At 70.7% G+C, this 26,955-nt stretch carries 26 protein-coding genes and 1 pseudogene; 13 read left to right on the top strand and 14 right to left on the bottom strand.

Annotation, left to right across the window (positions count from 1 at the left end):
• The first annotated feature begins 67 nt into the window (after positions 1–67).
• Both BFN01_RS03415 and BFN01_RS03410 read left to right on the top strand, forming a co-directional pair.
• A complete protein-coding gene (locus tag BFN01_RS03415) occupies positions 68–1,027 on the top strand; it encodes a TIGR03885 family FMN-dependent LLM class oxidoreductase (protein WP_071641595.1) in 960 nt (319 codons plus the stop codon).
• Positions 1,024–2,670 carry an alpha-amylase family protein gene (locus BFN01_RS03410; protein ID WP_071641591.1) on the top strand — a complete coding sequence of 549 codons (1,647 nt, stop codon included), beginning with the start codon at positions 1,024–1,026 and terminating at the stop codon, positions 2,668–2,670. Before BFN01_RS03415 ends, BFN01_RS03410 begins: the two co-directional genes overlap by 4 nt.
• Here BFN01_RS03410 and BFN01_RS03405 read toward each other — a convergent pair.
• Positions 2,619–2,912 carry a hypothetical protein gene (locus BFN01_RS03405; protein WP_071641589.1) on the bottom strand — a complete coding sequence of 98 codons (294 nt, stop codon included), beginning with the start codon at positions 2,910–2,912 and terminating at the stop codon, positions 2,619–2,621. The two genes, BFN01_RS03410 and BFN01_RS03405, sit on opposite strands and share 52 nt — an antisense overlap.
• Positions 2,913–3,119: 207 nt before the next feature.
• On the opposite strand from BFN01_RS03405, the gene BFN01_RS03400 reads away from it, so the two are divergent.
• From BFN01_RS03400 to BFN01_RS03390, 3 genes are read left to right on the top strand one after another with little or no spacing between them, the layout of a single operon-like run.
• A complete protein-coding gene (locus BFN01_RS03400) occupies positions 3,120–4,004 on the top strand; it encodes an SDR family oxidoreductase (RefSeq protein ID WP_071641587.1) in 885 nt (294 codons plus the stop codon).
• The gene (locus tag BFN01_RS03395; protein WP_071641585.1) at positions 4,001–4,309 is read left to right on the top strand and encodes a hypothetical protein; all 309 of its coding nucleotides are present in this window, start codon (positions 4,001–4,003) and stop codon (positions 4,307–4,309) included. Before BFN01_RS03400 ends, BFN01_RS03395 begins: the two co-directional genes overlap by 4 nt.
• Positions 4,310–4,362: 53 nt before the next feature.
• On the top strand, positions 4,363–5,403 hold the full coding sequence (locus tag BFN01_RS03390) for a nitronate monooxygenase family protein (RefSeq protein ID WP_071641583.1): 1,041 nt from the start codon (positions 4,363–4,365) through the stop codon (positions 5,401–5,403).
• 19 nt (positions 5,404–5,422) lie between these two features.
• On the opposite strand, the gene purU is transcribed toward BFN01_RS03390, so the two are convergent.
• Positions 5,423–6,274 (bottom strand): formyltetrahydrofolate deformylase, encoded by an 852-nt coding sequence (gene purU, locus BFN01_RS03385; protein WP_071641581.1) that lies wholly within the window; start codon positions 6,272–6,274, stop codon positions 5,423–5,425.
• A gap of 75 nt (positions 6,275–6,349) precedes the next feature.
• On the opposite strand from purU, the gene BFN01_RS03380 reads away from it, so the two are divergent.
• A complete protein-coding gene (locus BFN01_RS03380; protein WP_071641579.1) occupies positions 6,350–6,811 on the top strand; it encodes a glutaminase in 462 nt (153 codons plus the stop codon).
• 60 nt (positions 6,812–6,871) lie between these two features.
• Here the strand turns inward: BFN01_RS03380 and BFN01_RS03375 are convergent, their stop codons facing one another.
• From BFN01_RS03375 to BFN01_RS03350, 6 genes are all read right to left on the bottom strand, one after another.
• Complete coding sequence (locus BFN01_RS03375; RefSeq protein WP_071641577.1) at positions 6,872–7,585, bottom strand: GMP synthase; 714 nt, start codon at positions 7,583–7,585, stop codon at positions 6,872–6,874.
• 42 nt (positions 7,586–7,627) lie between these two features.
• Positions 7,628–8,353 (bottom strand): LysR substrate-binding domain-containing protein, encoded by a 726-nt coding sequence (locus tag BFN01_RS03370; RefSeq protein WP_071641575.1) that lies wholly within the window; start codon positions 8,351–8,353, stop codon positions 7,628–7,630.
• Between the two features lie 129 nt (positions 8,354–8,482).
• Positions 8,483–8,890: a transferase gene (locus tag BFN01_RS03365; RefSeq protein WP_071641573.1), complete on the bottom strand. Its 408-nt coding sequence runs from the start codon at positions 8,888–8,890 to the stop codon at positions 8,483–8,485.
• Positions 8,891–8,969: 79 nt separating this feature from the next.
• Positions 8,970–9,743, bottom strand: coding sequence for a DNA-formamidopyrimidine glycosylase family protein (locus tag BFN01_RS03360; RefSeq protein ID WP_071641571.1), 774 nt, complete (start codon positions 9,741–9,743; stop codon positions 8,970–8,972).
• Entirely contained in the window at positions 9,736–10,491 is a 756-nt protein-coding gene (locus BFN01_RS03355; protein ID WP_071641569.1) for an EI24 domain-containing protein, read from the bottom strand. The genes BFN01_RS03360 and BFN01_RS03355 overlap by 8 nt, the downstream gene beginning before the upstream one ends.
• A gap of 12 nt (positions 10,492–10,503) precedes the next feature.
• Positions 10,504–15,201, bottom strand: a complete 4,698-nt coding sequence (locus BFN01_RS03350) for an ATP-dependent helicase (protein ID WP_071641567.1) — start codon at positions 15,199–15,201, stop codon at positions 10,504–10,506.
• A gap of 81 nt (positions 15,202–15,282) precedes the next feature.
• Between BFN01_RS03350 and BFN01_RS03345 the strand changes: the two genes are divergently transcribed.
• The gene (locus tag BFN01_RS03345; RefSeq protein WP_071641565.1) at positions 15,283–15,693 is read left to right on the top strand and encodes a DUF6157 family protein; all 411 of its coding nucleotides are present in this window, start codon (positions 15,283–15,285) and stop codon (positions 15,691–15,693) included.
• A gap of 60 nt (positions 15,694–15,753) precedes the next feature.
• On the opposite strand, the gene BFN01_RS03340 is transcribed toward BFN01_RS03345, so the two are convergent.
• Positions 15,754–17,418, bottom strand: a complete 1,665-nt coding sequence (locus tag BFN01_RS03340; protein ID WP_071641563.1) for an ABC-F family ATP-binding cassette domain-containing protein — start codon at positions 17,416–17,418, stop codon at positions 15,754–15,756.
• 260 nt (positions 17,419–17,678) lie between these two features.
• Positions 17,679–18,425, bottom strand: a complete 747-nt coding sequence (locus BFN01_RS03335; RefSeq protein ID WP_083428630.1) for an alpha/beta hydrolase — start codon at positions 18,423–18,425, stop codon at positions 17,679–17,681.
• On the opposite strand from BFN01_RS03335, the gene BFN01_RS03330 reads away from it, so the two are divergent.
• On the top strand, positions 18,424–19,017 hold the full coding sequence (locus tag BFN01_RS03330; protein WP_071641561.1) for an NUDIX hydrolase family protein: 594 nt from the start codon (positions 18,424–18,426) through the stop codon (positions 19,015–19,017). The genes BFN01_RS03335 and BFN01_RS03330 overlap by 2 nt on opposite strands.
• A gap of 13 nt (positions 19,018–19,030) precedes the next feature.
• Here BFN01_RS03330 and BFN01_RS03325 read toward each other — a convergent pair whose 3' ends face one another.
• The gene (locus BFN01_RS03325) at positions 19,031–20,101 is read right to left on the bottom strand and encodes a low specificity L-threonine aldolase (RefSeq protein ID WP_071641559.1); all 1,071 of its coding nucleotides are present in this window, start codon (positions 20,099–20,101) and stop codon (positions 19,031–19,033) included.
• A gap of 43 nt (positions 20,102–20,144) precedes the next feature.
• Here BFN01_RS03325 and BFN01_RS03320 point away from each other — a divergent pair.
• A pseudogene (locus tag BFN01_RS03320) lies at positions 20,145–21,521 on the top strand (MFS transporter).
• A gap of 24 nt (positions 21,522–21,545) precedes the next feature.
• On the opposite strand, the gene BFN01_RS03315 reads toward BFN01_RS03320, so the two are convergent.
• Together BFN01_RS03315 and BFN01_RS03310 are read right to left on the bottom strand one after the other, a co-directional pair.
• Positions 21,546–22,187, bottom strand: coding sequence for an SDR family NAD(P)-dependent oxidoreductase (locus BFN01_RS03315; protein WP_071641557.1), 642 nt, complete (start codon positions 22,185–22,187; stop codon positions 21,546–21,548).
• Positions 22,188–22,249: 62 nt separating this feature from the next.
• Entirely contained in the window at positions 22,250–23,692 is a 1,443-nt protein-coding gene (locus tag BFN01_RS03310) for a DUF6421 family protein (RefSeq protein ID WP_071641555.1), read from the bottom strand.
• Positions 23,693–23,764: 72 nt separating this feature from the next.
• Here BFN01_RS03310 and BFN01_RS03305 point away from each other — a divergent pair, with 72 nt between their 5' ends.
• On the top strand, positions 23,765–24,214 hold the full coding sequence (locus tag BFN01_RS03305; protein ID WP_071641553.1) for an Lrp/AsnC family transcriptional regulator: 450 nt from the start codon (positions 23,765–23,767) through the stop codon (positions 24,212–24,214).
• 44 nt (positions 24,215–24,258) lie between these two features.
• The gene (locus BFN01_RS03300) at positions 24,259–25,224 is read left to right on the top strand and encodes a 1,4-dihydroxy-2-naphthoate polyprenyltransferase (RefSeq protein WP_071641551.1); all 966 of its coding nucleotides are present in this window, start codon (positions 24,259–24,261) and stop codon (positions 25,222–25,224) included.
• 54 nt (positions 25,225–25,278) lie between these two features.
• Here the strand turns inward: BFN01_RS03300 and BFN01_RS03295 are convergent, their stop codons facing one another.
• Positions 25,279–25,545 carry a DUF4229 domain-containing protein gene (locus BFN01_RS03295; protein WP_071641549.1) on the bottom strand — a complete coding sequence of 89 codons (267 nt, stop codon included), beginning with the start codon at positions 25,543–25,545 and terminating at the stop codon, positions 25,279–25,281.
• 85 nt (positions 25,546–25,630) lie between these two features.
• Here BFN01_RS03295 and BFN01_RS03290 point away from each other — a divergent pair, with 85 nt between their 5' ends.
• Together BFN01_RS03290 and menD are read left to right on the top strand one after the other, a co-directional pair.
• Positions 25,631–25,972: a PLD nuclease N-terminal domain-containing protein gene (locus BFN01_RS03290; RefSeq protein ID WP_071641546.1), complete on the top strand. Its 342-nt coding sequence runs from the start codon at positions 25,631–25,633 to the stop codon at positions 25,970–25,972.
• Positions 25,969–26,955, top strand: a 987-nt coding sequence (menD, locus tag BFN01_RS03285) for a 2-succinyl-5-enolpyruvyl-6-hydroxy-3-cyclohexene-1-carboxylic-acid synthase (protein ID WP_071641543.1), incomplete at its 3' end; no start/stop codon positions are given. The genes BFN01_RS03290 and menD, both read left to right, overlap by 4 nt.

Here is a 26,955-nt window from a genome sequence, read left to right as displayed (position 1 = left end):
TCAACCCCGTGTATCGGCATCCGCGGTCTGTCTAACCTGCTGTCCTCCGACGAGAGGACCGCAGACGATGACTCGCATCGGGTTCCACGCCTCCCACGAGCAGCACGCCCCGGGCAGGCTTCTCAGAGACATCGCCCACGCCGAGCGCATCGGGTTCGACGAGGCGATGTGCTCAGACCACCTCGCCCCCTGGCTGAAGGCGCAGGGGCAGTCCGGTCACGCGTGGTCGTGGCTCGGGGCGGCACTGGCTCTCACGCGCTTCCCGATCGGTGTGGTCACCGCTCCCGGTCAGCGCTACCACCCGGTCATCACCGCGCAGGCACTGGCCACCCTGGCCGAGATGTTCCCGGATCGCGCGTGGGCGGCGCTCGGCAGCGGTGAGGCGCTCAACGAGCACGTCACCGGCGACGAGTGGCCCCCCAAAGAGCAGCGTGACGAGAGACTGCACGCCGCGGCGGACGTGATGCGTCGCCTGCTGTCCGGCGAGCAGGTCGACGCAGACGGCCCGGTGCGCGTGCACGAGGCGAAGCTCTGGTCGCTGCCCGAGACGCCGCCGCCGCTGCTGGCCGCGGGGATCAGCACCCGAACGGCCGCCCAGGTCGCGGCATGGGCCGACGGCCTGATCACCGTCGGCGCAGACCCGGAGGCGACGGCGCAGACGGTGACGGCGTATAGGGATGCGGGAGGCCGAGGCGACGTGCTGCTGCAGATCCACATCAGTCTCGAGGACACCGACGAGCAGGCCCTGGCCGCCGCGCGCGAGCAGTGGGCGCAGGCGACGGTGCCGCCCCAGCTGATGTGGGAGCTGAGCGACCCGGAGGAGTTCGAGGCGCACGCCGACCCCACTGACGAGAAGCTGCGAGCCGCCGTGGTGGTCGGATCCGACGCCGCCGACGTCGCCGACCGGATCGCCGCCGCCGCATCCGGATTCGACCGGGTGTTCCTGCACCAGGTCGGTCGTGATCAGCGCGGATTCCTCGACCGGTGCGAACGGGAGCTGCTGCCACTGCTGAGGGAGCGGCTGTGAACCCGGCCGACACGAGCGATCTGTGGTGGCGCACGGCGGTCTTCTACTGCCTCGACGTCGAGACGTTCCAGGACTCCGATGGCGACGGGCACGGCGACTTCGCCGGGCTCACCAGGCGGATTGACGACCTCGACGCGCTCGGGGTCACGTGCATATGGCTCATGCCGTTCCAGCCCACGCCCGAGCGCGATGACGGCTATGACATCTCCGACTTCTACAGCGTCGACGCCCGCTTCGGTGACCTCGGACGCGTGGTCGAGGCCATCCGGGTCGCCCACGACCGCGGCATCCGGGTCGTCATCGATCTCGTGATCAACCACACCTCCGACCGCCACCCGTGGTTCGTCTCGGCGCGGCGTTCGCGCACCTCGAGGTTCCGCGACTACTACGTGTGGCGCGACACGCCGCCACGCAAGAAGGAGAAGCTCGTGTTCCCCGGCGAGGAAACGAGCATGTGGGAGTACGACGAACGCACCGAGCAGTACTTCCGGCACAGTTTCTATCGCCACCAGCCCGATCTGAACTTCGCGAACCCCGAAGTGCGCGCCGAGGTCGCGCGCATCATCGGGTTCTGGCTCAAGCTCGGCGTCGACGGGTTCCGCGTCGACGCAGTGCCCTTCCTCATCACCGGTCAGGGGGTCGCCGACGAGCAGGATCCTCATGCCTTCCTGCGCGAGCTGCGTCGCTTCGTCAGCAGGCGGGAGGCCTCGGCGATGCTGCTCGGCGAGGTGGGGCTCCCGCACCAGGAGCAGCTCGCCTACTTCGGCGACCAGGGCAGCGAGCTCGACCTGCAGTTCGACTTCCTCACCACGGCGAAGCTGTTCCTGGCGCTGGGCAGACAGCAGGCGACGCCGCTCGCGGAAGCGCTCGCGGCGCGTCCGACAGTGGATGCCAGGCACGGATGGGCGATCTTCCTGCGTCACCACGATGAGCTCAATCTCGGACTGCTCGACGACGCCGAGAAGGAGGAGGTGTTCGACACGTTCGCCCCCGATCCCGATCAGCGGGTGTACGACCGCGGCATCGTGCGACGCCTGGCGCCGATGCTCGAGTCGGATCCCCGCCGGCTGCGCCTGGCGTACAGCCTGCTGTTCTCCTTGCCGGGGGCGCCGATGATCTTCTACGGCGAGGAGATCGGGATGGGCGAGCTGAGCGTGGAGCTGGGGCGCGGTGCCGTTCGCGGACCGATGCAGTGGGACGCGGGACCGCTCGGCGGATTCACCACCTCGAAGCCGTCGAAGCTGCGCAGGCCCATCGCCGACGGTGCATACGCGCCCGCGCACGTGAACGTGCACGATCAGAGACGCGATCCGGAATCGCTGTGGTCGTTCGTCGCAATGCTGGCGAGCCGCTACCGTTCCACGCCCGAGATCGCGTGGGGTGAGGTGCGAGTGCAGGATGCCGGTGATCCGCGGGTGCTCGTGCACCAGGCGACCTACGGAGACGCCGCATTCATCGCCGTCCACAACTTCTCGGCCGAGCCGGTGACCGCGCGCCTCGAGCCTCTCGACGAGGGATGCGCGGCCACCGTGCTGCTCGAGAATCGTGGCAGCGCACCCCAGTGCGAGCACACCGAGCAGCTGCTCGACGGCTACGGGTTCCGCTGGTTCCGGGTGTCGCCCGACGCTGAGTCGGTCGCCTGAGCGCTCTTCTCGTGTACCTCGCCCGAGGGTGCCTCGGTGCGCAGATCCGTGGGCGCGTCACCTGAGTGGAGCTGTTCGTCACCCTCGGCGAGGTCGCCCTGGCCGTCTTCGCCCAACTCGGCGTCGAGAGGCACGTCGCCCTGCGAGTCGGGCTGCAGGTCCGGTCGGCCCGCGACAGCGGCATCCGTCGCCGGGACCTCGGTGGTGGAGTCGTCGTCGGGAATGAGGGAATCGCTGCTCATGGTGCAGTCCTTTCGTCGTGGACACCCAGCGTGCGCGATCCAGGGTGGTCGCAGCACGCCCCTTGACAGCATCCGGTCGAGCCCGCCCTCGCGCGTGCCCTGGGTCGCGCGAGCTGTCAACCCCCTGGCCGGACCGCTCGCGCGGGGAGAGGGTGAGCAGACTGGCAGAGGTGCCGGCACTCCCCACCGACTTCAGAGAGGCGCACGATGAGCGACAACACCCCAGATCCTCGCCACCAGCACCACGATGAGAAGTTCCCCCCTCAGCAGCAGACCCAGCCGGGTCTGACCGAGGAGACCAGGCCCACGCCCGATCACGGCGAGTCGTCATACCGGGGTCACGGTCGGCTCACCGGGCGTCGCGCGCTCATCACGGGCGGAGACTCAGGCATCGGTCGTGCGGTCGCCATCGCGTTCGCCCGGGAGGGCGCGGATGTCGCGATCGTGCACCTGCCGGAGGAGCAGAAGGACGCCGATGACACGATCGCGCAGGTGGGCGACGCAGGGCGTCAGGGGCTGAGCATCGCCGGCGACCTGCGCGACGAGCAGTTCGCAGAGCAGGCCGTCGCCCGCGCCAGGGAGACCCTGGGCGGTCTGGACATCGTGGTGCTCAACGCCGCCTACCAGCACGACGTCGACGGCTTCGAATCGCTGAAGACCGACGAGATGCGCCGCGTGTTCGACACCAACATCCTCGGCACCCTGTTCACGGCGCGGGCGGCGTACCCGCACCTGGAAGCCGGCGCGAGCATCATCGTGACCTCCTCGATCCAGGCCTACAACCCGTCGCCCGGCCTCATCGACTACGCCATGACGAAAGCGGCCCAGGTGGCGTTCGTCAAGGCGCTCGCAGCAGAGGCGGGGGAGCGCGGAATCCGCGTGAACGCCGTCGCACCGGGGCCCATCTGGACCCCGCTCATCCCGGCCACCGGCTGGGATGACACGAAGGTCGAGCAGTTCGGCAGCGACACCCCGCTGGGCAGGGCCGGTCAGCCGGCCGAGCTCGCCGGAGCGTACGTGTATCTCGCCACAGCCGAGTCTTCGTACACCTCGGGCACGGTGCTCGCGGTGACAGGAGGTAAGGCGCTATGACCGTCATGCTCGACGACCCGATACCAGCCACCCCGCACGGGGACTGGGAGCTCACGCCGCTGGGTCGTGACAGCTGGCGCATCTGCGACCCGGCGCGACGTCATGCCGACGCCGACTGCCTGATCGCCTACGTCGACCGCTCGCCGACCGGCGTGCTCGACGTGCTGTGGCTGCGCACCCCGTGCCCGCGGACGACGCGGTTCCGGGGCTTCAAGCAGCTGTTCGAGGCGCTGGACCTCGCCGTCGCGAACGCGTCGAACCGGTCGCAGAAGCCGACGCCGATCCCCGGGCGCCCTCCGCTCTGAACCGCCCGGACGGCCACCGACACACACCGGCGGGGGACGCGTAGCCTCGAGTCATGAGTGATCTGCGCGCCCTGCTGGGCATCCGGCATCCGGTCGTCCTCGCACCGTTCGGCGGCCTCTCGTCGGTCGAGCTCACCGCAGCCGTGAGCAGCGCCGGTGGCCTCGGCTCGTACGGTCTGTACGGATACGACGGCGATCGCATCCGACAGACCGCTGCCGCGCTGCGCGCCGCCACCGCGGCGCCGTTCGCCCTGAACATCTGGCTGCCGACGGGCGACGAGGTGGCACCGGGCGACGAGCACGAACGGCACGCCGCCGCTCTCACGGACTTCTTCGATGAGGTCGGCATCGACGTGCCGGCCCGCCCCGAGCGGTACCTGCCCAGCCTCGACGAGCAGCTCGACGCCATCTGGCAGGCCGCCCCCGCCGCGCTGAGCGTGGTCTTCGGCGTGCCCTCGGACGCGCTCGTCGACGAGGCCCGCGGCCGCGGCATCCGGGTCATCGGCACCGCGACGACGGTCGCCGAGGCGCGCGCGCTCGAGCAGGCGGGTGTCGACGCCATCGTCGCTACGGGCGCCGAGGCCGCCGGGCACCGGGTGTCGTTCCTGCGACCGGCTGAGGAGTCGCTGGTCGGGCTGGTCTCGCTGGTGCCGCAGGTGGCGGATGCCGTGCGCGTGCCCGTCATCGCCGCCGGTGGCATCGCCGACCGGCGCGGCGTCGCGGCTGCGTTCGCGCTCGGAGCGTCAGGCGTGCAGGTCGGCACGTCCTTCCTCGTGACCGCGGAGTCGGCGGCCAACGACGCGCACCGCGCGGCGATCCGTTCCACCGCCGCCGACGAGAGCGTGCTCACCCGGGCGATGAGCGGACGGCTGTCACGCGGAGCCGCCAATCGCGCTGTGCGGCAGATCGAGGCATCCGCGACCATCGCCCCGTTCCCGGCGCAGAACTGGCTGACCGGCCGCTTCCGGGCCGTGGCCGCTCAGCGCGGCATGGGCGAGCTGCAGTCGCTGTGGCTCGGCCAGTCCGCTCCGCTGGCCCGCGGCCGCACAGCCGCCGAGGTGTTCGCCGAGCTGGTGGCGGGTCTGCCCGCCTGACCCACCGCGCGGTGGATCCTCAGAGGATGACGGTGGATCGACCGTGCACGATCACGCGGTCCTCGGCGTGCCATTTCACGGCACGCGCGAGCACGTAGCGCTCCACGTCGGCGCCGCGCCGCTGCAGCTCCGCCGCCGACTCGGCGTGCGTGACACGCGTGACGTCCTGCTCGATGATCGGGCCCTCGTCGAGGTCTGCGGTCGCGTAGTGCGCGGTGGCCCCGATGAGCTTCACGCCGCGTTCCTTGGCGCGCGCATACGGGTTCGCGCCGATGAACGCCGGCAGGAACGAGTGGTGGATGTTGATCACCGGGGCGCCGAGGCGCTCGATGAAGTCGTCGGTGAGGATCTGCATGTACCTGGCCAGCACGACCAGGTCGACATTGCCCTGCAGCAGCTCGAGCTGACGGGCCTCCATCGCGGCCTTGTCGCCGGCGGGGATGTGCATGAACGGCACCCCGAACGAGCGCACCGACTCGGCCAGGTCGGGATGGTTCGAGATCACCATGGTCACATCGATGTCGAGCTCGCCACGCTGCGTCCGCCACAGCAGCTCCATCAGGCAATGGTCGTACTTCGACACGAAGATCGCCACGCGCTTGCGCTTCGAGGTGTCGTGCAGCGACCAGTCCATCCCGAAGCGCTCGGCGACCTCGGTGATCGAGGCCTCGAGCTCCGGACGACGCGCGGTGAGGCCTTCCAGGTGGATCACCGTGCGCTGGAAGAACCGCCCGCCCTCCTCGTCGGTGGAGTGCTGGTCGAGGGAGATGATGTTCGCCCCGTGCGCCGCCAGAACTCCGGCGACGGCCGCGACGATGCCCGGCTGGTCGTCGCAGGCGATGAGAAGGCGTGCGGTGTCGGTGTGCGGCATGGATGCTCCTGAACTGGGGTGTGTGTCGATTCTGCCCGCATCCTGCGGGGCGCGCCCAATCGTTACCCTTGACGCATGGGCGCCACCGAGGATCTGCTGCGGGATGCGAGGGCTCGTCTCGTCGGCGCCCCGCGCGAGTCGCTCGGCCGCGAGCGCACCTCCCGGTGGCGCGCGGATCGGATCGTGCGGGCGGGTGCCGCGTGGCATCTGGGCGTGCTGCTGCTCACCGACGACGAGGTGCTGTCCACCGCCGAGATCCTGCGCGCTGCCGAGCCGGTGCGCCGCGGGTACCCGGCCGAATCGGCCCGTGCCAGAGCCGAGCGGCGGGCGCAGGCGCGCCGGGGAGGCTTCGCCGAGGGCGAGGTCGTGCACGTCGGCTGGCAGGTGCTCGATGTCGCGGCGGTGGACGCCGGCGGGGCGTCCGGCCCGCTGGCCATGGTCGATCAGGTGCCGAGGGTGCGCTGGTCGCCGGGCGGCGCGCTCGTGCCCCTGCAGGGCTATCTCGACGAGCGGATCGTCCTGGCGCTCGGCGGCTGAGCGCATCCTCGGCGCCCGAGCGATCTCTCGACCGTCTGACCGTGCCCGCGGGTGGCGCGGTCAGTCGCCGACCAGTCGCGAGAATCGGGCGAGCAGGTCGTGGCCGTCGACGGAGGCGTCGAGGATCGCACGCTCGGTGCGCTCGTAGTCGCGCGGGTCGAAGTAGCCGGATGCCCGGTACACCGCCATGCGATCGGCGAAGTCCTGCGGCGACGCCTCGGGATGGAACTGCGTGGCGTACAGCCGCTCTCCGACGCGATAGGCCTGCACCGTGCAGGCGTCGTTCGTGGCGAGCAGCACCGCGCCGGGAGGTGTCTCGCGCGCCGACTCCTTGTGCGCGGTGAACACCGACAGGGCAGGGCCGGGGCCGAGCACGGGATCCGCGACGCCGGCGTCGGTCAGCTCCACGGTGGTCGCGCTGGCAGGCTCGGGCTGATCGGTGTGCACGCCACCGCCGAGCATCCTCGTCACCACCCCGATGCCGTAGCAGGTGAACAGGGCGGTCGCGTGGCCGTCGAGCGCTCGGCGGGCGATGCGCTCGAGGTCGTGCTCGACCGCCCGCTGGTGCTCGCCCTTCTCGGCATCCGTCACGTTGAACGGCGACCCGCCGACGACGAAGCCGTCGTATTGCTGCCACTCCACCGTCTCGAGCGACGCGTGCAGCAGATCGACGCGGTCGAGTGTCGTCAGGTCCAGCCCACGGCGAAACGAACGGTGCTCGGCATCGGCCGCCATCCGCTCGGGTCGAACGCACACGTACAGCACCGAGGACATGCGCCGATTCTATTGGCCCCGAGCCCCGCGACCCCGCCGGGGTCAGCGCGACGAGTTCGCGGTGCGTCCCCGCACCACTCCGACGAACGTCTCGACGTCCGGCGTCGTCGCCTCCCGCTTCCAGGCGAGGGCGACGGTCGAGGTGCGCCCGCCGACGAGCGGGCGGTAGTCGACGTCCTTGCGGTGGTGCAGCCGGGCGAGCGACATCGGCACGATCAGGATGCCGACGCCGGTCGCGACGGTCGCGACGGCGTCTTCGGTGGTCTCGATCGTCGGGAAATCCGGTGCCCGGGTGGGCAGGTCGAGCGGACCGAGCACGTCGTCGGCGGGGGTGATCAGCACCTGCCCGGCGAGGTCGTCGGCCTCGATCCGGTCGGTCGCCATCAGGAAGGAATCGATGGATGCCAGGACCACCGGGACCTCGTCGTAGAGCGGGATCACGTGCAGCTCGTCACGGTCATCGAGCGGCAGACGCACGAGGGCCGCGTCGAGGTCGTCGAGGGCTGCACGCTGGACGGCGACGGCGATCGGGATGAGCTCGATGTCGACGTGCGGCATCCGCTGCTTCCAGGAATCCACCCACTTGCCGGGCGTGGCGCCGGGGATGATGCCGAGGCGGAAGCTGCGCGGCGTCTCGTCGACCGGCGGCGTGGGCGCGGGCTGCGCCGCGGGGCGAGGGGTGCGCTTCTGTGCCGGCTTCTGCGGCTTCTGCGGCTTCGCGGGGCGCGGCCGCCCGCCCTTCGGAGCGCGGCGCCGGTCGTTCTTCACCGGTTCAGCGTACCCGCCGCCAGGCCGTTCTCCTCCAGGACCCCGCCACTTCCCGATCGTGACGGTGGCTGCTGCGAGCGCAGAAGAGCCCGCCGGTCGGTGCCGACCGGCGGGCTCAGGCGGAGGGGGTCAGGCTGCGAGCCAGAGCCCCTTCCGGTCGGTGATGATCGTGAGGCCGGGAGCCACGTTCTCGTCGTGCCCGATGCGCGTGCCCCGCGCGACCTGCGCTCCCGCGCCGATCTCGGTGCGCACGCCGATCCACGCGCCGTCGCCGACCGCCGCTCCGGCGCCGATGTGCGCGTGTGCGTCGATCCGCGCGTTCTCGCCGATCACGGCATCCGGCTCCACCCAGGCGCCGCGCGCGACACGCGCTCCGGCCCCCACTCGGGCGCCGGGTTCGACATAGGCGCCGGCTTCGATGAGAGCCTTCGGATGCACCTTCGCGCCGTGCGCGACGAGTCCGCGGCCGTTGACATGCTTGCGGTACCGCAGCGTGGCGCCCTGGTCGTCCTCGATATCGATGTAGTTCTTACCCACGTTTCCTCCCGTGTCCGGAGTCTTCCGGAGATATCTACAACAGGGAGGGGGCTTGATTCATTCCCCGTTTGGGATTAGCTCACCGTTGGCAGTTCGGACACCAGAATGTGATGCGCTCGCGGGTCGGATCCGCGCCCAGTTCGCCCCTGCGGATGGGCGTGCCGCAGCGCCGGCACGCGCGCCCCGCCCGGCCGTAGACCCAGTCGGTGAACCCGCGTCTCGCGTCACCGGTGAAGGTGCGATCCATCCGGTCGCGGTTCGCCCGGATCGTGCGCACTCCGAGGTCCAGCAGGGCGGGAACATCGACATCCGCGGTCGGCGTCTCGGGGCGGACACCGCGGAGGAACAGCAGTTCAGCGGCGTACTCGTTGCCGAACCCTGCGACGTTGCGCTGGTCGAGCAGGGCGACGTGGATCGGTCGGGTATCGGTGCCGAGCCGTCGGATCGCCTCGTCGCGATCCCAGGCATCGGAGAGCGGATCGGGCCCGAGGTGGTCGACCAGTGCGCCCTCGTCGCGGGTGGGCACGAGCTTCACCTCGGCGATGTCGACGCCGACCGCGTCGTGCTCGGCGGTGCCGACGATCGCCCGCACCTTGAAGGCGGGGTGACGCCACCTCTCACCCGGGCGGTAGGTGAACCAGGCGCCGTCCATGCGCAGATGGGAATGCAGGGTGAACTCGCCGATGCGCATCAGCAGGTGCTTGCCCCGAGGCGCGACCTCGTGCACGATCTGCCCGGTGAGGTCGGCGGTCGCCAGACGCGGCACGCGCAGATCGAAGCGCGTCACCTGCTGATCGCGCAGGGCGGCATCGAGACGGTGCGCCGCCCGATAGATCGTGTCGCCCTCAGGCATGGGGCACCGCCGGACTCGAGCGATCGTGCAGCAGATCTCGCGCCAGCACCGTGGCCCCCGCCACCGCTGTCGGCATGATGAACACCGCGCCGAGCGGAACCATGAAGCACAGCTGCGCGGCGGCGCCGAAGCCCAGCAGTCGCGCACGCCGCCCGGCGAACAGGCGGGAGCGCTCGCCGCTGGGGATGTCGCGGGCGTTGAGCGCGTGGCCGGTGAGCTCGCGGGCGAGCAGGCGGCCGGTCAGCAGCACGCCGGTCACGGCGGCGAGCAGCGCCCCGACCAGCGGGATGAATCCGATCACGAGGGCGAGCAGTGCGACGAGCGCGCCGAGGGCGATCAGGCGGATGCTCTCGCCGAGCGCCACGAGGAACCCGCCGTCGCCCTCCGGCACGTCGCCGCCGAGGTCGGTCTCGATCGCGCGCCAGATGCGCTGGTAGAACGGGTCGCCGATCAGCAGGGTCAGGGCCGTGAAGGTGACGCTCGCGAGGGCGAGCACGGCGATGGCGGACACCACGCCGAGCGCTGTGCGCAGGGCATCCCGCCAGAACGGATCCCACCCGTCGGCGAACGGCGTCGCCCAGGCGGTCATCCCGCCGAGGTTCAGCAGCAGCGGGATGATCGCCGCAGCGAGCAGAGCGAGCGCGATCAGACCCGGCACGAGCCCGAGCATCATGAGTCCGGGTCGGCGCCTCCAGTACCCGAACCCCCGCCCGAGGTAGCGGATGCCGGTGAAGAACTCGCTGATCATGCGTGAAGTCAATCAGACCGCCTTGCGCAGAGCGTAGCCGCGCGGCGTCGCCACGAACCCGGCCTCCTGCAGTGCAAGAGCGAACGGAGTGCCGTAGACGCCCTCGCCGTTGATCTTCTCGACGGTGAGCGTCTCCAGTCGCCGTGCTCGCGACGTCGCGCCCAGGTCGGCCGCTGCGGCTTTCAGCACGTCGGGGTCATCGTCGAACGCGAGCACGGTTCGACCGCCCCGCTCGAGGTAGAGCACGAGCTCGCCGTCGACGAGCACGACCAGACCGCCGGCCTTGCGGCCGGGACGGTGCGAGACGGCTTCGAGACGCGGCCAGGCCAGGGCGGCGCCGTAGGGATTGGCCGGGTCGGTGGCGGCCAGGGTGACGGCCTTGAGCGGGGGCGGGTCGGACAGGCCGGCGAAGGTGCGCAGCCGGTCGACGGTGGTGGACGCCGCGAACTGCGCCGCACCCAGCTTCTCGATCACGTACCCGCGGCGGCAGTGCCCGGCCTCCTCGAACCCGGCGAGCACGCGATACACCTGCGCGAAGCCGCCGGGAACGCCCTCGGCCTGCACCGCGCCGCGGGTGACGACGCCGTACCGGTCGAGCAGCAGCCCCGCCGTGACGGTCGCGCGCCGTGCGGCATCCGGGTCTGTCTCCGGAAGCACCGCCCAGCGGCCGCCCGCTCCGGCCGTGGACGGCTGAGTCGACGGCCGGGCGAGCGAGATGCCCCGATAGGTGCGAGTGCGCGGGGCGCGGCGTGCGGTCTTGTGCGCCTGCGAGCCTCCGGCGATGAGGGCGCGGACAGGCGCGAACGTGTCGTTGGTGATGTGCCCCTGCCAGGCCAGCGACCAGAGCGCCTCGAGCACCGACTGCTGGTTCTCGGCGCCCGTCATCGCCTTGAGCGCGCCGGCGAACGACGCGCCGCTCAACCTCAGCACGTCGAGCACCCTCTCCTCCAGTGATCCCGCGGCGGGCGACTCCTCGGGCACGGGGAGGGTGAAGGGGGCGAGATCGGCCGGGTGCAGCGAGATCCACCCGTCGCGACCCGGCAGCGAGCCGTGCCCCGACCACACGACCTCGCCGGAGGCCGTGAGCTCGTCGAGCAGCGCGGGGGAGTAGTCGCGCACGCGGCCGGGTAGCACGAGCGACTCCCATGCGCTGGCGGGGATCGGCACGCCGGCGAACTGCTCGATCACGCTGAGCACACCGTCGACGCCCTCCGTCGGGCGCGTAAGGTGCTGCCAGTCGGGCAGGAAGCGCGCGTAGGCCTGCGGGCTGACCGGCTCGACGCTGCCGCGGATCGCGGCGAGGGAGCGCATCCGCAGGCGGCGCAGCACCTCGACGTCGCACCACTCCTTCGACCCGTCGACGGCCGCGGTCGCCGCCGGTAGGAAGAAGCCGCTCGTCAGCCGTCCGGCCGACTCCAGACGCTGCAGGGTGTGCCTGGCGACCGCGGCACCGATACCGAAGCGACCCGCGACGTCCTCGGTCGTGAACGGCCCGTGCGTGCGCGCGTGACGCGAGACGAGATCGCCGAGCGGGTCGGCCACCGGGTCGAGGAACGCGACCGGGATGCCCGTGGGCAGCGCCACACCCAGCGCATCGCGCAGCCGACCGGCATCTTCGATCACGGCGACCCGTGACCGGCCGGCGATGGTGACCGGAATGGCGCGGCGAGCGGTGATCAGCTCGGCGAGGAGGGCGGCGGCATCGTCGGGCGCCGCGGACGACGTCTCGTGCCCGGCACCGTCTCCGGCGGCTGTCGCGACGCCCTCGAGCCTGAGCGCCACCTCCTCGGCGTCCAGCGGCCCGAGCATCCGCAGCAGGTCGGCGACACCCTCCACCCCGCGCACGCGGCGCTGCGGGTCGAGGCGCTGGGCCTCTCGTTCGAACTGGGCGATGACGTCGGGGTCGAGCAGCTCGCGCATCTCGACCGTGCCGAGCAGCTCGCCCAGCAGCGCCGGGTCGACCGACAGCGCGGCGGCACGTCGTTCAGCGAGGGGAGAGTCCCCCTCGTACATGAAGGCGCCGACATAGCCGAACAGCAGGTCGCGCGCGTACGGCGAGGGCTGCGCCGGCTCGGTCTCGACGAGCCGGACGCGGCGCTCGGCGATGTCGGTGATGAGGCGGCGCAGCGAGGGCAGGTCGTAGACGTCCTGCAGCACCTCGCGCAGCGTCTCGAGGATCACCGGGAAGGTCGGATGCCGCCGCGCGACCTCGAGCAGCTGCGCCGAGCGCTGCCGCTGCTGCCACAGCGGTGTGCGCTTGTTCGGATTCATCCGCGGCATCAGCAGCGCGCGGGCTGCGCACTCGCGGAAGCGCGAGGCGAACAGCGCCGATCCGCCCACCTCAGCGGTGACGATCTGCTCGAGCTCGTCGGCGTCGAAGACGAACAGATCCGCTCCGGGCGGCTGCGCGTCGGCATCCGGGATCCGCACGATGATGCCGTCGTCGCTCGCCACAGCCGAGCCCTCGACGCCGAGCCGCTCCCGCACCCGCGCGTTCAACGCCAGCGCCCACGGTGCGTGCACCTTCATGCCGTACGGGGAATGCAGGATGATCCGCCAGTCGCCGACTTCGTCGCGGCCGCGCTCGACCGTGAGCGTGCGATCGGTGGGCAGTGTGCCGGTGGCCTCACGCTGCTCGGTGAGGTAGCCCATCAGGTTGTCCCGGGCCCGCTCGTCGAGTCCCGCGTCGATGAGACGCTGCTGCGCCTTCGCGGGCTCGGCGGTCGACACCTCGCGTGAGAACCGGCCGAGGGCCTCACCCAGCTCAAACGGGCGGCCGATGCCGTCGCCGTGCCAGAACGGCACCTTGCCCGGCTGCCCGTACGCGGGCAGCACGTTCACGCGATCGTGGGTGATCTCGGCGATGCGCCAGCTCGTGGTGCCGAGGGTGAAGACATCGCCGACCCGCGACTCGTAGACCATCTCCTCATCGAGCTCTCCGACGCGGGCGCCGGTGGTCTCGCCGGCGACGAAGACCCCGAACAGGCCGCGGTCGGGGATGGTCCCACCGCTGGTCACGGCGATGCGCTGCGCCCCGGGCCGGCCGGTCAGCGTCCCGGCATCACGATCCCAGACCACGCGCGGGCGCAGCTCGGCGAACTCGTCCGACGGGTATTTGCCGGCGAGCAGGTCGAGGGTCGCCTCGTACGCCGAGCGGGGGAGTGTCTGGAACGGCGCGCTGCGCCGCACGGTATCGAACCACTCCTCGACCGAGATGGCGTCGAGCGCGCATGCCGCGACGGTCTGCTGCGCGAGGATGTCGAGCGGATTCCGAGGCACGGCGATCGCCTCGATCTGCCCGGCGAGCATCCGCTCGGTGACGATCGCGGTGTGCAGCACGTCGCCGCGGTGCTTGGGGAAGAGGGATGCCCTGCTGATCTCGCCGACCTGGTGACCGGCGCGTCCGACGCGCTGCAGGCCGGAGGCCGCCGACGGCGGCGCCTCCACCTGGATGACCATGTCGACCGCGCCCATGTCGATGCCGAGCTCGAGGCTGCTCGTCGCGACCACGCAGCGCAACGCGCCCGACTTCAGCTCGTCTTCGACGATCGCCCGCTGCTCCTTCGACACCGAGCCATGGTGGGCCTTGGCGAGCACCGGCTCGGCGCCGGCCGTGGCGCCCGCCTGTGCCGCGCCGTTCGCCCGTCCAGCCGGCGCATGCGCGCCGCCCGGAGCCTCTGCTCCGTGGGCCCTCGCCGCGGGAGGCCCTGCCGCCTCGGGCACGGGCGTCCCGATCCGCTCGGCGTAGATCTCGTTCAGCCGACCGGTGAGCCGCTCGGCGAGGCGGCGGGAGTTGGCGAACACGATGGTCGAGCGGTTCTCGAGCACCTTGTCGACGATCGCCTCCTCGACGTGCGGCCACACCGATCCGGTGATCTCGGTGTACTCGGCCGGCTCGTCGGGCATCGCCGCCGCGCCGGGCGGCGGAGGAGGGTTGCGCATGTCGTCGATCGGCACGACCACGCCGAGCTCGAACGTCTTCACCGCGCGCGGCGCGACGATGTCGACCGGCGCGGATCCGCCCAGGAATCGCGCCACCTCATCGATGGGCCGCACGGTCGCCGACAGGCCGATCCGCTGTGCCGGGCCTTCGGCACCACGCGCGGTGCGCAGCGCGTCGAGCCGTTCGAGGCTGACGGCGAGGTGCGCGCCGCGCTTGGTCGCCGCGACCGCGTGCACCTCGTCGATGATCACCGTGTGCACGTTCTGCAGGGTCTCGCCGGCCCGGCTGGTGAGCATGAGGTACAGCGACTCGGGGGTGGTGATGAGGATGTCGGGCGGGTCGCTGACGAGCTTCCGCCGGTCGCTCGAGGTGGTGTCGCCCGAGCGCACGCCGACGGTGATCTCGGGTGCTGCGACGCCGAGGCGCCGCGCCGACTGCCCGATCCCGATCAGCGGTGAGCGCAGGTTGCGCTCGACGTCGACGCCCAGCGCCTTCAGGGGAGAGATGTAGAGCACGCGGGTGCGCGAGGCCCGCTCAGTGGCATCCGGAGTCTCGCCCGAACCGGACGTCCGCTCGCGGAACACGCTGTCGATCGCCCACAGGAAGGCCGACAGCGTCTTCCCCGACCCGGTCGGCGCGACGACGAGGGCGTTGCGCCCGGCGGAGATCGCGTCCCACGCACCCGCCTGCGCGGGAGTGGGCGCGTCGAACGCCCCGCGGAACCAGTCCTGCGTCGCGGGCGTGAATCTGTCGAGCACATCGCTCATCCCTCCATCTTGACGCCACCTTCCGACATCGAGCCCTGCCTTGCTCTCGACAAGGTCGGAGGGGTAGGGGATGCTGGCCGCATGACGCACACGACGAACTACGTCAACACGTTCATCGAGGTCAGCGACGACTGCCCAGTCGAGTACGGCGTCGAGCCTCCGATCGCCGAGAACCTCTCGATCGCCGCCCTGCACTACCGGCTGCTCAGCGACGAGCCGTACACGCGCACCTCAGACGACCTGCTGTTCGAGACGCACGCGCTGCGCAAGGGCATCGACCCGGCTGATGCGGATGCCAGGGCCGAGTTCTTCTCGAAGGGTCAGGCCTGCCTGCGCGCGTCGCCGCTGAGCAAGCGCTACGGCTGGGGCACGCACCACGACGAGCAGGGCCGCGTCGCGATGTTCCGGCGCGACTCCGAGGAGTATGCGGCGCTCGCCGCGGATCCGTCGATCGAGCACAAGCGGGCGATGCGCTCGAGCCGGCGCAGCTGAGCGGAGGGCGGAAGGGCGGCCGGGAGTGCCCGGCCGCGCACCGCGCCGCAGGCCGGCTCCTCAGCCGACCTCGCTGAGCCGGCCCTCGGCATCCAGCTCGAGGGTGAGATCCAGTCCCAGCCGTTCCAGGAACTGATCGTCATGGCTGACGATCAGCACGGCTCCGCGGTAGGCACGCAGTGCCTCGACCAGCTGGTCGACGGTGTCGAGGTCGAGGTTGTTGGTCGGCTCGTCGAGCATGACCAGGTGCGGCGCCGGCTCGGCGAGCAGCACCTTCGCCAGCGCGACCCGGAACCGCTCGCCACCTGAGAGATCGCCGACGGCCCGGTCCATGGTCGCTCCGCGGATCAGGAACCGTGCCAGCCGGTTGCGCAGCTCCCTGTCCGGCACGTGCGGCGCCGCCGCCGCGATGTTCTGCACCACCGAGGCCCGATCGTCGAGCCCGTCGACCCGCTGCGATAGGTACCCGATGCGGTCGGTGTGCGCGTCGGAACTCCGGAGAATCGGCCGGATCTGCGCCGGGACAGCTGATTCCTGGTCAGATCCGCCCCGATCTCCGGAGTTGTCAGCCCCGGATGCCACCAGCCGGCGCAGCAGCGTGGTCTTGCCGACCCCGTTGCGGCCGACCAGGGCCACCCGCTCCGGCCCCTGCACGATCCACGACCGCTCCCCGTCGCCGATGGTGGCGACGCGCCGCGACGCCGACAGCTCGGGATCGGGCAGGTCGATCCTCATGGTGTCGTCATCGCGCACGCGACGACCGGCCGCGTCGAGGGCCTGATGAGCGGCGTCTTCCTTGCCGCGCACCTCGTTGCGCAGCCTGCCGGCCGACACCTGCGCGGCCATCTTGCGGCCGTTCGCGATGATCTTCGGCACGCGCTTCTCATCGAACGCCTTGCGGCCCATCTGCGCACGGGTGGCGAGCTTCGCCTCGGCCTCGATGCGCTGCCGCTTCTCCTTCCGATACGCCTGCGCCGCGTCGCGCTCGGCCTGGCGAGCTGCGCGCTGCTCGGCATCCAGCCACGCTCGCCACTGCGAGTAAGGTCCGCCGAACACGCTCAGCTCGCTGCCGTAGATCTCCGCGGTGTCGTCCATGAGCTCGAGCAGCGACACGTCGTGGCTGACCACGATGAGCGCGCCCTTCCACGTGCGCACCATGTCGGCGAGTCGCAGCCGCGCCTCGCGGTCGAGATTGTTGGTGGGTTCGTCGAGCAGCGTGATCGCGGCACGACGAAGCCGGATGCCCGCGACCGCGACGAGCACGGCCTCGCCGCCCGACAGCTCTCCGACGGTGCGGTCGAGGAACGACGGGTCGAGTCCGGCTTCGGCGAGGGATGCCTCGGCTCGAGCCTCGATGTCCCAGTCGTCGCCGACGGCATCGAAGTGCGCGCGGTCGACGTCGCCCGCGGTGATCGCGCGCACCGCGTCGAGCGGAGCGGCGATCCCGAGCAGGTCGGCGACCCGTCGATCCGTCTCGAGGGTGAGACGCTGCGGCAGGTGGGCGACCTCGTCGGAGCGCAGGATCTGCCCGGATGCCGGGGTCAGCTCGCCCGCGATCAGGCGCAGCAGCGTCGACTTGCCGGCACCGTTGCGCCCGACGAGCCCGGTGCGACCGGATCCGAACGAGCCGCTGACGGCGTCGAGAGCGATGGAGCCGTCTGGCCAGGCGAAGGAGACCCGGTCGAGCGTGACGGCGGCGGTGGTGAAGATGTTCGGTGATGACATGAGCGACTCCCGGAAGTGGGGTGCGCGGATGCCGACGAAGAGGGCTTCGCGAGAGACGTCGGACGACGTCGGATCGAAGAGCCCGTAGAGGGGCTCGAATTCGGAGCGGGTCCTGCCGGAAGGCGGGTTCGTCGGATCAGCGCGTGGATGAGTTACGCGGAGAGGCGACGAATCAGATCAAGGGACTTCCAGACACGGCGGACAGGACTCTGCGACATTACCCCCGCCTCGCGAAGAAGCGCAACCCGGGCGTGTCGCGCTCACGCGGTCTTCTTCTCGACCGAGTCCTTCCACTGCGACAGGAAGACGTGCACGTCGGTGAGCTCCTGCTCCGAGATGGAGTGGGTGAGTCCCTGGTAGACGCGTCCGGAGAGCTCGGAGTGCGCCGGCAGCCACTGGGCGGTGTGCTCGACCAGGCCGGCCGGAATCACATCGTCGTGTGTTCCGCGTCCCCAGAACACCGGTGGACGCTGCTCCTGCAGCACAGCGTCCTTCGGCAGCTCGCCCACGGCGGCGTACCCGCTCAACGCCACGACCGCGTCGATCCGCGACGGCTGCAGACGCAGCGCCTGCAGCGAGACGGCCGCGCCCTGGGAGAACCCGAGCAGCGCCACCGAGCTCGCGTCGGCCGCAGCCTCGGCGAGCCATGCGAGCAGCGCCTCGGCCGCCGTGGTGATGCCCACGGCATCCCGAGTGGTCAGCGAATCGATCGCGTACCACGACCGGCCCGGCATCGGCCAGGACGGTGTGAGCGGAGCGCCGACGGCCGCGACCGCGATGCCCTCGGGCAGGTAGGGGATCAGCCCGAACAGGTCGCGTTCGTCGGCCCCGTAGCCGTGCAGCAGCACGAGAAGAGGCTTGCCCTCGCGCGGTTCGGGTGACCACAGGGTCACGGACGGATCGATCGAGACTGTCACGAGGCCATCCTGCCAGCCGCCTCGGACGCCGGCGGAATGGATCGCGTCGACGTGCGGTCGATCGCCTCGACGCTGGTAGAAATGAGCCATGGCGGTGCGCACTCCTGATCCCGGCCCCGAGCCCGACGACGACTTCGGCTTCGACGGCGCGCGGCCGGTCGACGCGAACCCGGGCTGGCTCTCCGACATCGAGCTCGAGGAGGCCCGTCGGCGCCTGCCCATGCTGTACGTCGAGGCGGTCCCCGTCATCACCGACGGGTCGGGACAGGTCACCTCGATCGGCGTGCTGCTGCGCTCCACGCCGCTCGGTGAGATCACTCGCACCATCGTGTCCGGTCGCGTGCGGTACGGAGAGACCATCCGCGACGCGCTGTTCCGGCACGTCGAGAACGATCTCGGCCCGATGGCGTTCCCGCTGCTGCCCGCGTCGCCTGCGCCGTTCGCCGTGGCCGAGTACTTCCCGATCCCCGGCGTGAGCGCCTTCCACGACGACCGCCAGCACGCCGTCTCGCTCGCCTTCGTGGTGCCGGTGACCGGTACGTGCGAACCGAGGCAGGATGCCCTCGAGGTCACCTGGTTCTCACCCGAGGAAGCCGCCTCCGATGCGCTCGCGGCGGATCTCGAGGGCGGTCGCGGCACGCTGATCCGCCAGGCCCTCGCTCACCTCGGTCTGCTGCGCTGACCCGCCCGGACGGTCAGGCCGAGGTCAGGCGCGACAGCTCGGCGACGAACGCGTCGACGTCGGACTCCTGGGTGTCGAACGAGCACATCCAGCGCACCTCGTTGCGCGCGGCATCCCAGTCGTAGAAGCGGAACTTCTCGCGCAGACGGTCGGCGACGCCGTCGGGCAGCGTCGCGAACACGCCGTTCGACTGCGTGGGCTGCGTGAAGCCGACGCCCTTGATGCTTCCGTCGGCGATGCCCTGCTCGACCTCGGTGCGCAGCCGCTGAGCCATCGCGTTCGAGTGCCGGGCGTTGCGCAGCCACAGATCCCCCTCGAGCAGGGCGATCAGCTGCGCCGACACGAAGCGCATCTTCGACGACAGCTGCATGTTGAACTTGCGGCTGTACAGCAGGCCGTCGGCGGCATCCGGATTCAGCACCACGATCGCCTCACCGAGCATCGCCCCGTTCTTCGTACCGCCGAAGCTGAGCACGTCGACGCCGGCGTCGGTGGTGAAGGCGCGCAGCGGCACGTCGAGGGCCGCAGCCGCGTTCGAGATGCGTGCGCCGTCGAGGTGCAGCTTCATCCCGCGCTCGTGCGCGTGGTCGGCGAGGGCCTTGATCTCGTCGACCGTGTAGAGGGTGCCGAGCTCGGTCGACTGGGTGATCGACACCACCAGCGGCTGCGCGCGGTGCTCGTCGCCCCAGCCCCAGGCCTCGCGGTCGACGAGCTCGGGGGTGAGCTTGCCGTCGTCGGTGGGCACGGTGAGCAGCTTGAAGCCGCCGATGCGCTCGGGGGCACCGCCCTCGTCGACGTTGATGTGCGCCGTGGATGCGGAGATCACCGCGCCCCAGCGCGGAAGCATCGCCTGCAGGCCGGTGACGTTGGCGCCGGTGCCGTTGAAGACGGGGAACGCCCGCGTCCGCTCGCCGAAGTGCGAGCGGAACACCTCCTGCAGACGCTCGGTGTACTGGTCTTCGCCGTACGCGATCTGATGTCCGTCGTTCGCTGCCGCGATCGCCGCCAGCACCTCGGGGTGGATGCCGGAGTAGTTGTCGGATGCGAAGCCGCGGACGGCCGTGTCATGCAGAGTGCTCACCATCCGACTGTAGTCGTTGGCGGATGCACGGGTCCGGGACCCGCACCTGTCGGATGTCGGCGGCCAGGACTACCCTCGATCCGTGACCGCAGCCGCGAAGACGAGGGCGTTCGCGAATGTCCTCGTGAACACGCTGATCGCCAATGTGACGACCAGCTTCCTGTGGTTCGCGCTCACCTTCTGGGTGTACATCGAGACCCGGTCCGTGCTCGCCACCGGCATCATCGGCGGTGCGTACATGCTGCTCATCGCCTTCTTCTCGATGGTGTTCGGCACCATCGTCGATCGCTACCGCAAGCACACCGTGATGCTCGTCTCGAGCGTCGTGTCCGCCGTCGCGTTCGCCGCGGCCGGCGTGCTGTACCTGTGGCAGCCCTAGTCGGCGCTGCTCGACATCGGTCGTCCGTGGTTCTGGGCGTTCGCGCTGATCATCCTGTTGGGCGGGGTCATCGAGCAGCTGCGCAGCATCGCGCTGTCGACCACGGTGACGCTGCTGATCCCCGTGGAGAAGCACGCCAACGCGAACGGTCTGCTCGGCACGGTGCAGGGCATCGCCTTCCTCGTGACGAGCGTGTTCTCGGGGCTGTCGATCGGCTTCCTCGGCATGGGGTGGACGCTGATCATCGCCATCGTCGCGATGGCGGCGACCTTCGTGCACCTGCTGTTCGTGCGCATCCCCGAGCAGACGCCGCAGCGCGATCCCGATGCGCCGAGCGCGCTCGACTTCCGCGGCAGCGTGCGGGCGATCCGCGAGGCGCCGGGGCTGTTCGCGCTGATCGTGTTCTCGACGTTCAACAACCTCATCGGCGGCGTCTACATGGCGTTGATGGATCCATACGGGCTCACGCTGTTCTCGGCACAGATGTGGGGCATCGCGCTGGCGTTCGCATCCACCGGATTCCTCATCGGCGGCGCGCTGGTCGCGAGGTTCGGACTCGGCAGACGCCCCGTGCGCACGATGCTGCTCGTCGTCGCGGGCATGGGCGTGCTCGGCGCCGTGTTCATGCTGCGTGAGTGGTGGCCGCTGTTCGTGGTCGGCATGTGGGTGTACATGATGATGATCCCGCCGGTCGAGGCGGCCGAGCAGACCGTGATCCAGAAGGTCGTCCCGTACACCAGGCAGGGCCGCGTCTTCGGCGTCGCACAGGCGATGGAAGCCGCCGCCGCGCCGGTGACCGCCTTCCTGATCGCGCCGCTGGCGGAGTTCCTGATCATCCCGTACATGCGTGGCGATGAGGGGCGGATGCGGTGGGGCTGGCTGCTCGGGGAGGGAGAGACGCGCGGCATCGCCCTGATCTGCCTGTTCGCCGGCCTGGTCATGGTGGTCGCGGCGGGGCTGGCGTTCCTCACGCGCTCCTATCGCCGGCTCACCGAGCTGTACGCCCTGGCGCCGGCGCCGATCGATGCCGACGAGCCGACGTGACCGGCGTGCTGAGGCCGCGCACGCTCAGCTCAGCGCGATGACCGTGTCGTTCAGCTCCGCGGCATCGCGATCCCACAGGGCGACGACGGCGCGTGCCAGAGCATCGGGTTGCAGAGCCCCCTCAGCGCGGAAGACGGCGGATGCCGCCCGCAGCTCGGCGCCGGCATCCCGCGCGGCCTTGGCGTAGCCCTGTGCGACGGCCCGCGTCCACGCCTCACTCGCGGCTTTCATCGCCGCGTAGTTCGCTCCGCCGGCGAGCGGTCGGGTGACGACGGTGGACGACACGATCGCGAAGCGACCGGCATCCGACGCTCTGAGTGGCGCGTCGAAGGCGCGGCTCGTGGCGCGCACCGCCTGCAGGGCTGGCAGCAGCGCGTCGAAGTCCTCGTCGCTCTGCCCTGCGAGGCCCCCGCCTCCGCGCCAGCCGCCGACCAGCGGGATCACCGCGTCGACGGTGCCCAGCCGCGCCGCCAGCGCGGTCATCTCGACGAAGGAGGTGGCGTCGGCGATCTCGGTCTGCGCCCCGGCATCCCGCAACGGTGTCAGGCGATCCGCCGCGCGACCCGTCGCGATCACCCGCGCTCCGGCGGCGATCAGCGCGGTCGCGGTGGCCAGGCCGGCGTCGCTGGTGGCGCCGGCGAGGACGACGGTGCGGGTCGCGGTCATGGTTCGCTCCTCGGTGCGAGAGGGGGCGGGAGGCCATCTGCTCCCGCCCCCTCCGATGCGTGTCAGTCGTCGGTGCCGCGGATGCCGACGGTCGACTCGATGACCGGCTTCATCTTCTTGTCGAGCGTCTCGAAGAACATCGACAGCGGGAACTCGTCATCCAGCACGGCGTCGGTGTACCCCTTCGGCGCCCCGGCGAGGATCTCGTCGGGCAGGCCCCGGGCCCACTGCGATGCCGGATGCGGGGTGAGCGTGCCGCGCACGAGCTCGTACGCGGCGAGCCAGTGCGCCACCTTCGGACGGTCGATCGAGTGCCAGTACAGGTCGTCGATCGCGTCTCCCAGGGCGACGACCGCGTCGGGCACGTTGTCCCAGTCGAAGGCGAGAGCGGTGTCGGTCCAGTGCAGCACGCCGCGCTGGTGCAGCCAGGCGAACAGCAGCTGCCCGCCGACCGCGTCGTAGTTGCGCACCCGGGTGCCGGTGATCGCGAAGCGGAAGATGCGGTCGAAGATGACCGCGTACTGCACGAGGTGCGCGTAGTCGTGCATCTCCTGCTCGGTCTCGGTGAGGGTCTCGCCGGCCGCGACGCGGGCGTCGAACGCGCGCTCGATCTGCACCGACTCGCGGAAGGCGGTCATGTCGCAGCGCATCTCCTCGAGCGAGTAGAGGAAGAACGGCATGCGCTGCTTGATCATGAACGGGTCGAACGGCAGGTCGCCGCGCATGTGGGTGCGGTCGTGGATGATGTCCCACATCACGAACGTCTTCTCGGTCATCTGCTGGTCGTCGAGCATCGCCTTCGCGCGCTCGGGCAGATCGAGGTTGGTGATCTCCGATGCCGCGCGCACGACCCGGCGGTAGCGCGCCGCCTCCCGATCCTGGAAGATCGCGCCCCACGTGAACGAGGGGATCTCGCGCATGGCGACGGTCTCGGGGAAGAGCACCGCGGAGTTGGTGTCGTAGCCGGGGGTGAAGTCGATCAGGCGCAGCGAGACGAACAGCTTGTTGCCGTAATCGCCGGCCTCGAGCTCGGCGATGAACTCGGGCCAGATGGTCTCGACGATCAGCGCCTCGACCAGACGGTCGCTCGAGCCGTTCTGCGTGTACATCGGGAAGACGACGAGGTGACGGATGCCGTCGACGCGGTGCTGCTGGGGCTGGAACGCCATCAGCGAGTCGAGGAAGTCGGGCACGCCGAAGCCGTCGTCGGCCCAGCGCTCGAAGTCGACGACCAGGGCGTCGAGGTAGGCCGCGTCGTGCGGGAAGGCGGGGGCGAGAGCCCGGATGCCCGCGACGATCGACGCCACGTGACCGGCCGCAGCGTCGCGGTCGTCGGGGTTCGGGATGGAGCCGTCCTTGATCTGCAGCGGACGGATCGCGATCGCGGCGTCCTTGAGCAGCGCCCACGCTGCGCTGTGCTCGGCGGTGGAGGCGTCCTCGACGCGCTCAGCGCGGCGCTCGGGCTCGCCGATGAGGCTCTGAGTGGCGCTGGTGACGATGGACATCGAACCCTCCGATCGGGTGACAGACCGGAAAATTTCCGGCGATAGACATGTTTCACCTCTATTATTCCATCTATGGATGACTCTGTCGATCATGCGCTCCTCGCCGCCATATCCCGCGACGGGCGAGCCACCCTCGCGCAGCTCTCCGCGACCGTCGGCCTGTCCACCTCCGCCGTGCAGTCGAGGCTGAAGCGACTCGAGTCGCGCGGAGTGATCGTCGGCTATCAGGCGGTGCTCGATCCCGAGCAGGTGGGGGCGCCCCTGTCGGCGTTCATCGAGACCACGCCCCTCGACCCGGCCCAGCCCGACAACGCCCCCGAGCTGCTCGAGCATCTCAGTGCGATCGAGGCGTGCCATTCGATCGCGGGCGACGCCGCCTACATGCTCTTCGTGCGCGTCGCGTCACCGCGTGCCCTCGAGCAGCTCGTGCGTGACATCAGGAGCGCGGCGAACGTCCGCACCCGGACGACCGTCGTGCTGCAGACCTTCTACGAGCGCCGGCCGATCGTCACCACCGCCTGAGCGAGGCGGCAGCGCGCAGAGACGCGAACAGTAGGATCTCTGCCGTGGCAGGTTCCTCCAAGAAGACCAAGAAGCGCGCTCCGCAGCGGCGTCGCAGCACCGGCAACCCGGCGAAGCGTCCCGTGCTCGCCCTCGAGCCGGTGACCGCTCGGGACTGGATCGGCGCCGCGCGCCTGCGCACCCTGCCGCTCGCGATCGCCCCGGTGGTGCTCGGCACGGGTGCGGCGCAGACCGTCGACCACCTCTTCCACTGGGCCATCGCGCTCGCCTGCCTCGCCGTCGCCGTGCTGCTGCAGATCGGCGTCAACTTCGCGAACGACTACAGCGACGGCATCCGCGGTACCGACGCGGAGCGCATCGGCCCCGCCCGCCTGACCGCCTCGGGTCGCGTCCCGGCCAAACGGGTGCTGCTGGTCGCCCTCGTCTTCTTCGCGCTCGCCGCCGTGGCGGGGCTTGCCGTGATCGTCCGATCCCAGCAGTGGTGGATGCTCGCGGTCGGCGCGCTGTGCATCGTCGCCGCCTGGTTCTACACCGGGGGCAAGCGCCCCTACGGCTACAACGCGATGGGTGAACTGTTCGTCTTCGTGTTCTTCGGGCTGGTCGCAACGCTCGGCACGACGTGGGTGCAGGTGCAGTACCTGCCGACCGTCGCCTGGGTCGTCGCGGTCGCCGCCGGACTGTTCGCGTGCGCCGTGCTGCTCGCCAACAACCTGCGCGACATCGATCAGGATCGAGCTGTCGGCAAGCGCACCCTGTCGGTGCTGATCGGCAGGCGCGCCACGCAGGTGCTGTTCACCCTGTTCGTGCTGATCCCGTTCGTGCTGGCCGCGTGGATCGCGCTGCTCTATCCGATCGCCTGGCTGGCGATGCTCGCGCTGCTCTCCGGGCTGGTGGCGATCGTGATCGTCTGGTTCCACCGCGACCCGCGCGAACTCGTCGCCGCGCTCGGACTCACATCGCTCACGGCGCTCGCCTACGCGGGGGTCGTCTACTGGGCACTGGTCGGCTGACGCCGGACGGACGGCACGGCCGGTGATCCGGCATCCGCCAGGTCCTCGCCCACGTCAGGCGCCGGAGGCCGAGTCCTCCGCGTCTTCGTCGCTCTGACTCCGGTCCTGATCGCGGTTGCGCTTGGCGTAGATCTCTCGGGATGCCCGCGACAGCGGCGCCCGCAGGAACAGCAGCGAGATGCTCATGCCGATCAGCGCCGCGAACAGCGCCGCGAGCCACCAGTACTCGCGGAAGACGGGGAACAGCCACAGGATCCCCAGCGGCACGATGAACGCGAGCAGCCGCAGCACGGTGTACACGAGGAGGGGTGGCAACTTCACGCCGTCAGTCTACGAGCGGGGTCTAGGCACCCGCTGTACGGCGACCGGCCGAACCCGCGCGCTCTGGGAGATCTACACTGGGAGTATGGCTCGTCTCCTGATCGTCGGCGGTTTTCTGGCTGTCATCTTCTGGGTGTTCAGCATCGTCGACGTGGCGGCGCAGCCCGCCGACCGGCATCGCGGAGTGTCGAAGGGCACCTGGATCCTGATCGTCGTGCTGCTGCCGGTCATCGGCGGCATCCTCTGGTTCTGGATCGGGCGGCGTCGTCGCGGAGAACGGGTCAGCGATTTCGTGATGGGCCCCGACGACGATCCGGTGGCTCTGCAGCACATGAGCACGGCCGAGCAGGATGCCCGCATCCGTCAGCTGGAAGAGGAGCTCGCGCGCCTCGACGATGAGACCGACGGCACGGACCCGCGCTCGTGACGGCCTCGCCGGCGAGCGACGCGGCGGCTGATCTGATCGCCGAGCTCATCGCGCACGGTGTGCGCGACCTGGTGCTCTCACCCGGCTCGCGCTCCCAGGCCCTCGCCCTCGCGGCGACCGCGCTCGCCCGGAGCGGGGCACTGCGCGTGCATGTGCGCATCGACGAGCGGGCGGCCGGATTCACGGCCCTCGGGCTGGCGCGCGAGACAGGTGCTCCGGCGGCCGTGGTGTGCACGTCGGGCACGGCAGCGGGCAATCTGCTGCCGGCGACCATGGAGGCCTTCCACTCCGGGGTGCCTCTGCTGCTGCTGACCGCCGACCGCCCGCCCGAGCTGCGGGGCGTCGGCGCGAACCAGGCGACCATCCAGCCGGGGATCTTCGGCCCGTTCGTGCGCCTGCACATCGATGCCGCCGTGCCCGGACACGCCCGCGGAGGGAGAGCCGATCTGCCCTCGCCGACGGCATGGTCCGGGCTCGGCGAGCGAGCCGTGCGCGCCGCGCTCGGTCTCGAGGGTGACGGCCTGGCAGGAGTCCACGGCCCCGTGCACCTGAACCTGCCCAGTCGCGAGCCGCTCTCCGCGGCCGCCGACGTCGCGGCGACACCCGGTGAGATGCCGACCCCGGGCGCTGTCGAGCCGGTGCTGCTGTCGCGCGGGCCCCGAACGGTGGTCGTCGCGGGGGCGGACGCCGGGCCGGATGCCGAGGAGCTGTCGCACGCGGGAGGCTGGCCCCTCATCGCGGAGATCGTCAGCGGGTCGCGCTTCGGCCGCCTGCTCGTGCACGGGTATCGAGAGCTGCTGCGAGACGAGACGCTCGGGGGCCGCATCCAGCGGGTCGTGGTGTTCGGGCATCCCACCCTCAGCCGCGAGGTCGCCGCGCTGCTCGCGCGATCCGACGTCGAGGTGGTCGCCGTGCGTCGAGGCGGCGAAGCGCTGAACCTGAACGGGCGCACGCGCGCCGCGTCGGCGCTGGCCGTCGAGCCA

Source organism: Microbacterium sp. AR7-10, from assembly GCF_001878835.1.
Lineage (GTDB): Bacteria > Actinomycetota > Actinomycetes > Actinomycetales > Microbacteriaceae > Microbacterium > Microbacterium commune.
This window is presented reverse-complemented; position numbering and strand designations above follow the sequence as displayed.